Genomic DNA, 12,630 nt, shown 5'->3' on the forward strand with positions numbered 1-12,630 from the left:
GTATGTGCAGGGAGGAGCCCGGGAGTATATAAGTTAGAGCGATGAGAAAGAAACGGCGTGTCTGAGGGGAGTGCCACTGAAATGGAGCACTTAAAAAGTCGTTAAAGGAGGTGCCAGAATGAAATCAGTTTACTGTATCGCCATTACGGCGTGCCTGACTGTCATCTGGCTGTATGAGGAAAAGAAAAAGCGGGGGATGGCGGGAAAGCTTTGCTGGAAAGCAGCGGCCGGGTATCTGATTACGCGCTTTGTATTCTTTGCCATTTCTAATCAGGAGGTTCATGGCTTCCTGGAAGTCATGGCAATGGATCTGGTGACAGCCGGACTTTTATATATTTTGTCCGGGAAAAACAGAAGCCGGGAATCAGCGTGGGAATGCCTGTATCTTTATATCTGGAATCCGATCCCGGTATTATCTGTTCTTTCACAGGGCAAAAAGCGGATGCTTTTTATCTGGCTGGCGGTATTGATTCTTTTCATGGGCAGTTCGTGGATAGAGCGCTTCAGAGCGCGCCTTGGAATAGAAAGATTCAAAAAAATTGAAATTCTTCTCACGGCTGCGGGAACTGGCATACTCTGGGCGCGGGATATCACCGGAGAGCGCTTCGGACAGTGCAGTCCGGGAGATGAATTTTATCCGCTGATGCTGATGTTTTTTGCGGTACTGGGTGTGGGAACCTGTGTATATGGAATCGCTTCTTATGTTGGAATAATACATGAAAAATGTCAAATTCCTGAATCGAAAGTCGAGCTGGATGAAGCAAAAGCGGCACGCTGCGTATCAAAACGAATGACGGGGAGTGAAAAAATAGATGCCGGGAAGAGCTTGGGAATAAAATCCTGTGAAAAGAACACAGAGTCGGAAAAGACCGGCGCGCCCTGGGCCGGCCGTGACTGGTGTATGGCAGCAGGATTGACAGTTCTCTTTGCTGTGATGGCATTTGTGAATCTTGGAAGCATGAAGGCACCGCAGACTGCGTATGAATTTGAAAAAAATGATAGCCACGGAAATGAGATGGTGCTTCGGTTTGATGGAAGTGTGACTATCTCAGAAGCGCAGGTTTATCTGGGTGGAAAGGAGAAGAGACATTTTGTATGCTCGGTTCCGAATGCCGAGGGAGATGGTTGGGATGCCATCGGGGAAGAGACAGAATTGTTATCTGTATACTGCTGGAATCCAGTGGAAATTCATTACCGCACTTACGAACTAGGGATCGTGTCGATGGATGAGAGTGCAGAGGTTCTGGAAATCGTTCTTCTGGATCCGGATGGAAATCCGATCCTTCCATCCAATGCAGATGATTATCCAGAGGCATTTGATGAGCAAGAATTGTTTCCGGCGGATACAACCTATGAATACCAAAGTATGTTTGATGAGGTTTACCATGCCAGAACGGCAAATGAGATAGTAGAAGGGCGTACAATTTATGAGACAACGCACCCACCGCTTGGAAAATGGTGGATGAGTCTGGGAATCCGCGTATTTGGAATGACACCGTTTGGATGGCGGTGTGTATGCGCTCTGTTTGGCATCCTGATGGTGCCGGTCAGCTATGCGTTTATGCGGAAAATCAGCCGGAGTACATGGATTGCCTCATTTGCAGCACTGTTGATAGTCTTTGATTTCATGCACTTTACATTGTCAAGAATCGGAACCATTGATGTGATAGTGGGATTTTTTATCCTGCTTACCTTTTATCTGATGTATCTGGTGCTGGATGACCTGAAAATGGGATGCAGCTGGAAAACGGTGTGTCTGATGATTTTAAATGGCATGGCAGCTGGAGCGGCGATGGCATCGAAGTGGACAGGGGTATATGCCTGCGCGGGGATTGCAGTCCTCTTTTTTACATTTTTGTTCCAGGAATATGGGACAGCTGCGGCACGGACCAGAAAGGGAATGTCTGGACAGGCGGCGATAAGTTACCTGGCGGGGCTGTCTGTCATCTGTATCGCTGCATACATTTTGATTCCGGCAGTGATTTACGTTGCATCCTATCTTTCTTATGGAAATGGTATGGGAAATGGAAATGTTTTCCAGACTATGTGGGAAAATCAACAGCTTATGCTTCATTATCATGAGAAAACGGTGTTTGAACATCCATATGCCTCTGAATGGTATGAGTGGGCCTGGATTAAACGACCGCTTCTGGATGCATACACGTCGCTTAAGTCTGGTAAAATCAGTGTGGTTTCAACTTTTGGAAACCCGGTAATCTGGTGGTCGGCAATTCCGGCGCTATTTTATACTATATACCTGTGGCAGATTCGACAGGATAAAATAGCGGGATATCTGTGCATTTCCTATGCTTCTATGCTGTTTCCGTGGTTATTTATCCACAGAACCGTGTTTATCTATCAGTATTTTGCGTGCAGTATGATACAGATTTTAATGCTGGGAAATTGTCTGCATTTTTTCTGGGAAAGAGATCCGAAACGAACCAGGAAAGCAGCGCTGCTGTATCTTGCAGCAGTGATCGGCGCGTTCCTTCTTTTCTATCCGGTGCTGTCTGGATATCCGGTAAAACAGGAATTTGCCGAGCAGTGGCTGGAATGGCTGGAGGGTTGGGTGTTGTCATGAAAGAAAAAAAGAGAGACTGGGCGATCAGCGCTGGCTTTCTGGGGGTGCTTTTGACGGCTTATGTGATAAATTATAGATTTGGTTTTCTGGAAATTCTTGATTTTCATATCGAGAAAGTAAAGAAAGCATACCCAGCTTATTTTGGCACCTATGACCGGATGGGTGAATTGACTGCATGGTTGAATAAAATCGAAAATCTGTTGTGTATCGGACGGAATGGACAGCATCGCTACAATAACATGGATCATTCGATGATGACAGCATTTTGTGCAGTGGATCTCCTTCTGGCGGGAAGTGCGGATAAGGAGCATATCTGGAGTGTGAATACAGAAAAAGCGTATCATGAGAAAAAATAAACTGCCTAAAAACCACAACTTTCAGTTCGGAAAAGCCCTGCCTGTGAGCCGCATCATCTTTACAGATTTTTTTCTATTTGTTATAGTAAAAATGGAGAGGCACCTGCGGGAGGAATGCAGATGTCAGAGAAACATAGAAATGCACAAAAATCAATGCCGCAAAGCAGAAAGCTGTTTAAATATCAAAAACGGAAGATTCGCCGCTATCTGAAACGCGTCCGCTGGCGGAGGAAGCGGAGGCAGAGGTATTTTCTGTATGGACTTGCACTGGCTGTATCCATGTACCTGGCGAGTATATGGAAGATGCGGGAACGGATCTGGTCGATCCGAGAGATGGATGTGATCGAGTATGAACTGCCGGAGGGGGAAAGAGCAGAGAATGGGGCGGAGGAAGCGCCTGCAGACTGGCAGGAGAAGAGAACAGTTGAACGGGAAAATGCCGGGGAAACATACGGAGCGACAGAAAAAACGGGAACTTCCACGAAAATCCGTCTGCATCTGAAGACCGGAGAGCTGGAAATCCTGCACGAACGGGTGGAATCAGAAGGAGAGTGACTGTTTGCGGCAGGAAAAACGTTTGGCCGGGCATGAAGGATGAATGGAAGAGCAGGAACGGTTACTGTGGCAAATTCCGTTATTGGGAATGTATGCGTGAACAGTAACCAAGAACGAAAGAGCTGCAGCCGGAACAGCGAAAAGTGATTGATTTTGAAAAGTGCCTGTATTATAATTTGCAGGTAGGATATTGAGAAAAAGTGTCGGTGACGCCTTCAAATGGCTGCGAAAGAGACTATTTTCCATACCCTGAAAAAAGAAAGCGAGGTAAATTAGCCATGTACGACAGATATGTAAGCCCTCTTTCCGAGCGCTATGCAAGCAAGGAGATGCAGTATATTTTCTCTCCGGACAAGAAGTTCCGCACCTGGAGAAGACTTTGGATTGCGCTGGCAGAGACGGAGAAGGAGCTTGGCCTTCCGATTACGCAGGAGCAGATCGATGAATTGAAAGCACATAAGGATGAAATCAATTTTGATGTTGCTAAAGAGCGTGAGAAACTGGTGCGCCACGATGTTATGTCTCATGTGTATGCGTACGGCGTACAGTGCCCGACAGCAAAAGGAATCATCCATCTGGGTGCAACTTCCTGCTACGTAGGAGACAACACCGATATCATCATTATGACAGAAGCCCTGAAGCTGGTACGTAAGAAACTGATCAGTGTTCTGGATGAGCTGGCTAAATTTGCTGATAAATATAAAGCACAGCCGACCCTGGCATTTACCCATTTCCAGCCGGCACAGCCGACCACCGTCGGCAAGCGTGCAACTCTGTGGATGATGGAGCTCAAGCAGGATCTGGATGATCTGGATTATGTGCTTGGATCCTTACGTCTCCTTGGCTCCAAGGGAACAACCGGTACACAGGCAAGCTTCCTGGAGCTCTTTGATGGGGATCATGCAAAGTGCCGCAAGGTAGATCAGATGATCGCGGAGAAGATGGGTTTTGATGGCTGCTATCCGGTATCCGGACAGACCTATTCCCGTAAGCAGGATACACGTGTATTAAATGTTCTTGCCGGTATTGCACAGAGTGCCCATAAATTCTCCAACGATATCCGTCTTCTTCAGCATCTGAAAGAAGTAGAAGAGCCTTTCGAGAAGAATCAGATCGGTTCCTCCGCTATGGCATATAAGAGAAATCCTATGAGAAGCGAGCGTATGGCTTCCCTGGCTAACTACGTGATGGCAGACGTGATGAACCCGATGCTGGTTGCATCTACCCAGTGGTTTGAGCGTACATTGGATGATTCTGCGAACAAGCGTCTGAGTGTTCCGGAAGGCTTCCTTGCAATTGATGGTATTCTGGATCTGTACCTGAATGTCGTTGACGGTCTGGTTGTATATCCGAAGGTTATCGAGAAACACATGATGGCAGAGCTTCCGTTCATGGCAACCGAGAATATCATGATGGATGCAGTAAAGGCAGGCGGTGACCGTCAGGAACTGCATGAGAAGATCCGTACTCTGTCGATGGAAGCTGGAAAGAATGTGAAAGAGAAAGGTCTGGATAACAACCTTCTCGAGCTGATTGCAGCGGATCCGGCGTTTAATCTGTCCTTAGATGACCTGAAAGCAGCGATGAAACCGGAGCGCTACACCGGCCGTGCAAAAGAGCAGGTAGATGAGTTCTTGGCAGAGGTAATCCAGCCGATTCTGGATGCAAATAAAGAAGATCTGGGCGTGAAAGCAGAGATTAATGTCTAAACAGGATTTACATGGAAGTGTGAATCTGGAGTATTACCGGGTATTTTGCAGCGTGTGCGAATGCGGCGGCATCACGGCGGCCGCAGAGGCACTCTGCATTTCCCAGCCGGCGGTCAGCCAGGCGGTCCGACAACTGGAGACCGCGCTTGGCTGCCGCCTTTTTTTGCGGACATCGCGCGGCGTGAAGCTGACGAGCGAGGGAGAATTGCTTCTGTCGTATGTCAGACGGGGAATTGATGCGATACAGGACGGGGAGACGATGCTGCGGCGCATGAAGGACCTGGAAACGGGCGAGATCCGCATTGGCGCGAGCGATATGACACTCCAGTTTTATCTGCTTCCATATTTGGAACAATTTCATGAGCAGTATCCGAATATCAAGGTGACGGTTTCAAACGGTCCGACGCCCGAGACCCTTGAAGCACTCTATCAGGGACACATTGATTTCGGTATTGTCAGCACACCTTTTGAGACCAAGCAGGCGGTAAAGAGTTTTCCAGTTCAGGAGATCCGCAATGTGTTTATAGCCGGACCCAAATACGCAGCCCAGTTAAAGGGTAGAAAACTTTCATATAAAGAGCTGTTGAACTGCCCCTGCATCTTCCTGGAGCGCAATACCAGTACGCGCCGCTTTATGGATGAGTTTCTGGCAAAGCGCGGGGTTCGGCTGGAGCCGGAGTTTGAACTGGCCACCAGTGAGATGATTGTCCAGTTTGTTAAGCGGAATCTGGGAATCGGCTGTCTTATGTCGGATTTTGCATCGGAGGCTCTTGGAAATGGGGATGTTTTTGCGTTGGAATTTGACGAAGAGATGCCATCCCGTGAGTTTTGTCTGGTGGCAGCTGAGAAAGCCTGGATGTCCCCAGCGGCTGTGAAGCTTTTTAAGCAGCTGGCGAAGGTAACCACATGAGAAAAATAGGAGCTGCAAAGTAGCGGTTTTTCAAATTACATTGCCTGGCATATGTGTGAGCATCAATAGTATAAGTGTTAATTATGTAGCTTATAAATAATATTGATTTTACTTATATAGAAAAGTTGTGTATGATTATACAGTAAGAAGGCATGATCGTTTTTCGATCATGCCGAAAAGTATTTATATTCTTCTGAGGGAGGAAAATTCATGGTACGAGCAATAGTAGGAGCTAACTGGGGAGACGAAGGCAAGGGTAAGATTACCGATATGCTTGCTAAGGAATCCGACATCATTATCCGTTTTCAGGGAGGAAGCAACGCAGGTCATACGATTATCAACAATTATGGCCGTTTCGCACTTCACCTTCTGCCGTCCGGTGTATTTTACGGACACACAACCAGCATCATCGGCAATGGTGTGGCATTAAACATCCCGTTTCTGGTAAAAGAGCTGGAAAGCCTGGTATCTCAGGGGGTTCCGATGCCGCATATTCTGGTATCGGATCGCGCACAGATCCTGATGCCGTACCATGTTCTGTTTGATACGTATGAGGAAGAGCGTCTGGGCGGCAAGTCCTTCGGTTCTACCAAGTCCGGCATCGCGCCGTTCTACTCTGACAAATACGCGAAGATCGGTTTTCAGGTCAGCGAACTGTTCGAGGACGAGGCAGCTCTGAAAGATAAAGTACAGCGTGTCTGCGAGACAAAGAATGTCCTGTTAGAGCATCTGTACCACAAACCGCTGCTGAACCCGGATGAGGTTCTGGCAGAGCTGATGGAATACAAGAAGATGGTAGAGCCGTATGTATGTGATGTATCTGCATATCTTCATGACGCGATCAAAGAGGGCAAAAACATCCTTCTTGAGGGTCAGTTAGGTTCCCTGAAAGACCCGGATCACGGTATTTACCCGATGGTTACTTCTTCTTCGACTCTGGCAGCTTACGGCGCTATCGGCGCAGGTATCCCGCCGTATGAGATCAAAGAGATCACAACCGTTGTAAAGGCATACTCCAGTGCAGTCGGCGCAGGCGCATTTGTCAGCGAGATCTTTGGTGATGAGGCAGACGAACTCCGCCGCCGCGGTGGTGATAAGGGCGAGTTCGGCGCAACCACCGGACGTCCGAGACGTGTGGGCTGGTTCGACGCAGTAGCAAGCCGTTACGGCTGCCGCATCCAGGGTGCGACCGAAGTGGCTCTGACCGTTCTGGATGTTTTGGGATATCTGGACGAGATCCCGATCTGCGTTGGCTACGAGATCGACGGCGAAGTTGTCAAAGACTTCCCGGTAACCTACAAGCTGGAGAAAGCAAAACCGGTTCTGAAGACACTTCCGGGCTGGAAATGTGATATCCGCGGAATCAAGAAATACGAAGATCTCCCGGCAGAGTGCCGCAACTACATCGAGACGATCGAGGCAGAGCTTGGCGTACCGGTAACCATGGTATCCAATGGTCCGGGACGTGATGAGATCATTATGAGAAAGTAACTTTATAGAATCAATTTCAGCGGCGGTCCTGCATGATGAGTGCAGACCGCCGCTATTTTTGTGTAATAGGAAATTCCTTGAAATTCTCCATTACACAAAAGGCACATTCTTTTTCAAGTTTATTCTGAAATCAGCCAGTCAATTAAATTCTAAGATTTTATGCCATCATAGGAAGAGTCCATTCTGGGATTCAAGGAAAGGACGATTTTTTCGTAATTGTCATTGATTTTTTGAAGAGGGAATAATTCAGGATAAGGTATGATTTGGTGTGAAGAAAGTTGGAGGGATGCCTTGGATAGAGTCTGTGAGAACCGTGTTTTTTATGGTATGATAGATAAAAAGGAATTGTTTTGTAAATGAAAAATGAGACAAACGGGAATCGCCAGAGAATGAAAAATGGAAGCATATAGAGATTTACTATCGCAAATTCATACAAACTGTAAAAACATACCATTCATAAGAAATTATCAGCCTACAACATTTTTGATGTATTAGAGATACAGAGCCGTGAAGTGATCATGTGCCGTTTTTTGACCGATCTGCTGAACCCGGAGGGAATGCATGGCTGCGGAATCCGGTTTCTGAAATCGTTTATCCGAGATGTGTTGAAAATGGATCCGGTAAGCGATACATTGCTATTGCATACGGAGGTAGTCAAAGAGTACCCGATTGATAAAGAGAGAAGAATTGATATTTTCATACGGAATGCGGAGTATCAGATTCCGATCGAGGTAAAAATCTATGCGGGGGAACAGGAAGGACAGTGTTCGGATTACTTTGAGATGGCACAAAATTCCCGATTGATATATCTAACCCGTTTTGGAACGCCGCCATCTGAGTACAGCCGGAAGAAGAAAGGCGGAGGAAATTTATTACCATTAGGGCAAATCCAGTGTATTTTATGGGCAGAAGATATCTATCGGTGGCTGGAAGGTGAATTGCAAAATTTAAAAGAGCCATTTCGGGCAGTGATGGAGCAATATTTGGATGCGGTACATAGCATAGCGGATGAAAGAGAGAAGAAAGTGGCAGATAAAGTGATTGAGGCATTGTACGAATCGCCGGAAAAATTTCTTGCCGGAATCGAGATTGAAAAATCGATGAAAAAGGCAAAGGTGTGGCTGATTCGCCAGGTGTTTGAAGAATTTCAGCAGCAGATGCAGCCAATTTTAGAAAAATATGGTTTGAAATTAGAAAAGGATAGTGGATATTATTCCTATCAGGATTTACAGCATGATAAATTTTATGATTGTTACAGCACCTATCCTGGATTGAATTATGTGGTAAAAAAGGCAAAATTTCAAAAAGCGGGTCTGGAACTCTGGTTTCGAATTGAAGTAGAGCACAATTTGTTTGCGGGATTCTGCCTGTTTGATAAAGAAGCCAGCTCCAAGGATGGCTTTTCGAAAGGCTATCAGGTAGATGATATAACCGACGGGCTTAAGCAGGAGGCATCCAGATATCTCAAAAAGGAAATAATTCTGCCGGAGGACTGGTGGTTTGCCTGGTGTTATCCGAACGGAAAACGCCACTGCGAAGAGGCAGAAGTGCCGGATTTTAAGCAGATGAATCCGTGTGCGGTTTCACTTGTGGATGAAACGGCGCGGAGGGAGTATGTGAAGCGGGCGTTGGCGGTGTTCGAGAGAGAGCTTTTGGGGTGGCTTTTGTAAAAGGATAAATTGTCGCTGAAACAGAACATCATACTGCACTATAAAAACATATTTACACAAATACAAACATTGCAAATAACAAATATATTTTACCTTGAAACCGAAAGCGAGGCGTTTCACCAAAATGACAAGAGAAGAATTATTTCAATGGGTAAAACAAGAATATGGCACGGAAGCGGAATATCCGTGGAAGGATTCGAACGCAGTGCTGCGTCGGGCGGATAATGATAAATGGTATGGCGTGATTTTGAGTGTTGCAGGGAGTAAGCTGGGGCTGGAGGATGATAATATCATAGATGTTATAAATCTAAAGAGTGATCCGATGCTGATAGGTTCTTTGCGGGGGCAGAAAGGATATTTTCCGGCATACCATATGAACAAGGAGAAGTGGATCAGTGTTTTGCTGGGGGATGCGGGGCTGGATGAGCCGATTAAAAATTTACTTGCGTTAAGCTATGAGCTGACAGCGCCAAAGAAAAAGAAGAATACTTCCAAATAGGGGGGATCTTATGTCAAACTTTGAATTTTTAAAGAATACAAAAGAATATGCATTATTTGCGCCAGCGGTGATGGAAGCGGAACGGGTATATGCATCCGCCCCTGCAATGTGCGCGGTAGGATGCAGAAAGGCATTGGAATTGGCGGTAAAATGGATCTATTCTGCGGATAATACGATGCAAATGCCGTACAAGGACAATTTGCAGTCCCTGATTCATGAGCCGAGTTTCCGTTTCTCGGTTGATTATAATACATGGGGGAAGCTGCCGTTTATTGTGATTATGTCCTGTTTGGAAAGGATGGCAGCCCTCTGGCGGTGGTGGAAGCGAAGCGCACCAGCAAGAATCCGAATGTTGGTCGGAAACAGGTTATGCTGTATGCGGATTGTTTAGAGCGGAAGTTTGGCCGCAGACCGATGATGTTTACGACGAATGGATTTGAAACGTATTTCTGGGATGACAAGACTTCTCCACAGCGTCCGGTCAGTGGCATTTTCAGTAAAGATGATTTGCAGAAGATGATGAACCGACGTTCGGAACATAAGGATTTAATGCAGATTCCGATTGATGATAAAATCACGGATCGTTATTATCAAAAAGAAGCGATCCGGGCGGTGTGCGAACAGATACAGCGCGGTTATCGGAAACATTTGCTTGTGATGGCAACCGGAACTGGTAAAACAAGAACGGCTTCCAGCTTGACGGATGTTTTGAGTCGTGGAAAATATGTGACGAATGTGCTTTTTTTGGCGGATCGGACTGCCTTGGTAAAACAGGCAAAGGATGATGTTAAGAATTATCTGCCGGATATGTCACTTTGCAATCTGTGTACCAATAAAGATGATCGGAATGCACGTATCGTATTTTCAACCTATCCGACGATGTTAAATGCGATTGATGATACGAAAAATAAGGATGGCATCCGCTTGTTTACACCGGCACATTTTGATTTGATTATTATTGACGAAAGCCACCGCAGTATTTTTAAGAAATACCGGGCGATTTTCGAGTATTTTGATGCAATCATGGTTGGTCTGACGGCTACGCCGAAAACGGATGTGGATCGGAATACGTATGATTTCTTTGAAATGGAACATGGTGTGCCGACGTATGCATACGATTATGAGACGGCTGTTTATCAGGATCATGTGCTGGTTCCATATTATAATTATGAGGTAAAGACGAAGTTTCTGGATGAAGGAATTACGTATGATGATTTATTCGATAAGGATAAGGAACGGTATGAGGACGATTTTGTGGAAGATGGTCAGATGCCAGAATTTATTCCTTCTGCGGCGATGAATAAGTTTATCTTTAATGAAGTGACGGTAGATATGGTGCTTCAGGATCTGATGGAACGTGGTATTCATGTGGCTGGCGGCGATCGGATTGGAAAGACAATCATCTTTGCACAGAATAAAAAGCATGCGGAGTTTATTCTGGAACGCTTCAACAAGCTATATCCCAATATTTATCCGGAAAAGAAGGGGATATTTGCACAGAGGGTAATTTGTGATGATGCATACGCCCAGACTGTAATTGATGACTTCAAGGTTGAAAATAAGCCTCCTTTTATTGCGGTATCGGTGGATATGATGGATACGGGGATTGATGTGCCGCAATGTGTAAATCTTGTATTTTTTAAGAAGGTACGTTCTAAGGCAAAATTCTGGCAGATGATTGGACGCGGCACTCGTTTGTGCAAGGGACTTACCTGCATGGATCCGATAGACGGGGAGTATACAGATAAAAGACGTTTCCTGATTTTTGATTATTGTGGGAATTTTGAATATTTTCGTGAACATATAGAAGGTTTTGTGTCGAAGGAGACGAAATCCTTAAGTGAAAATATTTTTGGAAAACAAATCCGGCTCATTTCTCTGCCGCAGGAAGCTTGCTATGCGGAAGGTACTTATGAAGAGTGGCGGAAGGAACTGATATCGGGATGCCATAATCAGCTTGTGGAGTTGGATCCGAAGCTGATTTCTGTAAAGCTTAAATTACAATATGTGGAGAAATTTAAACAAGAGACGGATTTTGACGTGATCAGTGAAGGGGATAAGGGAGAACTTTTACAGCATATTGCGCCGCTGGTGCATTTGAATGATGAAGATGAGCTGGCTAAACGGTTTGACAATTTTATGTATGGTCTGATGCTGGCTTCTATGGAACAGATGCCGTCTTTTAAGAGAGCGAAAAAGGTGCTTTGTGAGATTGCTGGTTTGCTGTCGCGCAAGATCAGTATTCCTCAGGTAAAAGAAAAACTTGATTTTATACAAGAAATTCAGACGGATGAATTTTGGAAGGTAAATGATGTTCTTCAATTTGAACGCGTCCGGCAGAAATTGCGGGAACTGATGAGGTTTTTGGATCAAGATCAGGGGGGCAGGACGATCACGACTCATTTGACAGATTCCATTATCGATCAGCAGGAGGGTGTCCAGTTAGATGCGGCATATGATTTTGAGGATTATCGGGAAAAGGTTAATCGATATATCGGGGAACATGGAAACACACTGGCGATTCATAAATTAACGCACAATATTAAGCTGACACAGGGAGATTATCAGGAGTTAGAGCGGATTCTCACGACGGAACTTGGCGGTAAGGAAGACTACCAGAGGGAGTTTGGAGATACACCATTTGGTCTGATGGTACACAAAATTGCCAAACTGGATCATGAGGCGGCGATGCAGGCATTTTCAGAGTTTATTAACGATCAGTCATTGAAAAACGGCACACCGCATTCCCGTTACTTTAGCCTGCAAATAAAAAGTCAAGACTTAATGGGGAAAAAAATATAAAATTTTACATGGTTAAAATTAGGCACTAAAATAAGACCACCACAAGCAGTGCTGGTC

At 45.6% G+C, this 12,630-nt stretch carries 9 protein-coding genes; all 9 read left to right on the plus strand.

The window, feature by feature from the left end; all coding sequences use genetic code 11:
* Nucleotides 1-118 precede the first annotated feature (118 nt).
* The 9 genes from DW085_RS08105 to DW085_RS08150 all read left to right on the plus strand — a co-directional run bounded on the left by DW085_RS08105 (nt 119) and on the right by DW085_RS08150 (nt 12,573).
* Nucleotides 119-2,581 (plus strand): phospholipid carrier-dependent glycosyltransferase, encoded by a 2,463-nt coding sequence (locus DW085_RS08105; RefSeq protein ID WP_118472486.1) that lies wholly within the window; start codon nt 119-121, stop codon nt 2,579-2,581.
* A complete protein-coding gene (locus tag DW085_RS08110; protein ID WP_118472487.1) occupies nt 2,578-2,937 on the plus strand; it encodes a hypothetical protein in 360 nt (119 codons plus the stop codon). Before DW085_RS08105 ends, DW085_RS08110 begins: the two co-directional genes overlap by 4 nt.
* Nucleotides 2,938-3,057: 120 nt before the next feature.
* Nucleotides 3,058-3,492 (plus strand): hypothetical protein, encoded by a 435-nt coding sequence (locus DW085_RS08115; RefSeq protein WP_118472488.1) that lies wholly within the window; start codon nt 3,058-3,060, stop codon nt 3,490-3,492.
* A gap of 278 nt (nt 3,493-3,770) precedes the next feature.
* On the plus strand, nt 3,771-5,201 hold the full coding sequence (gene purB / locus DW085_RS08120; RefSeq protein WP_107001528.1) for an adenylosuccinate lyase: 1,431 nt from the start codon (nt 3,771-3,773) through the stop codon (nt 5,199-5,201).
* Nucleotides 5,194-6,111 (plus strand): LysR family transcriptional regulator, encoded by a 918-nt coding sequence (locus DW085_RS08125; RefSeq protein WP_118492172.1) that lies wholly within the window; start codon nt 5,194-5,196, stop codon nt 6,109-6,111. Before purB ends, DW085_RS08125 begins: the two co-directional genes overlap by 8 nt.
* A gap of 210 nt (nt 6,112-6,321) precedes the next feature.
* On the plus strand, nt 6,322-7,602 hold the full coding sequence (locus DW085_RS08130; protein ID WP_107001526.1) for an adenylosuccinate synthase: 1,281 nt from the start codon (nt 6,322-6,324) through the stop codon (nt 7,600-7,602).
* A gap of 479 nt (nt 7,603-8,081) precedes the next feature.
* Complete coding sequence (locus DW085_RS08140; protein ID WP_347475019.1) at nt 8,082-9,272, plus strand: PD-(D/E)XK nuclease family protein; 1,191 nt, start codon at nt 8,082-8,084, stop codon at nt 9,270-9,272.
* A 124-nt stretch (nt 9,273-9,396) separates the two neighbouring features.
* Nucleotides 9,397-9,771 carry an MmcQ/YjbR family DNA-binding protein gene (locus DW085_RS08145; RefSeq protein ID WP_107001522.1) on the plus strand — a complete coding sequence of 125 codons (375 nt, stop codon included), beginning with the start codon at nt 9,397-9,399 and terminating at the stop codon, nt 9,769-9,771.
* A gap of 252 nt (nt 9,772-10,023) precedes the next feature.
* Nucleotides 10,024-12,573 carry a DEAD/DEAH box helicase family protein gene (locus DW085_RS08150; RefSeq protein ID WP_347475018.1) on the plus strand — a complete coding sequence of 850 codons (2,550 nt, stop codon included), beginning with the start codon at nt 10,024-10,026 and terminating at the stop codon, nt 12,571-12,573.
* The last annotated feature ends 57 nt before the right edge of the window (nt 12,574-12,630 follow it).

It is taken from the genome of Clostridium sp. AF50-3 (genome assembly GCF_003477445.1).
GTDB classification, from domain to species: domain Bacteria; phylum Bacillota; class Clostridia; order Lachnospirales; family Lachnospiraceae; genus Otoolea; species Otoolea fessa.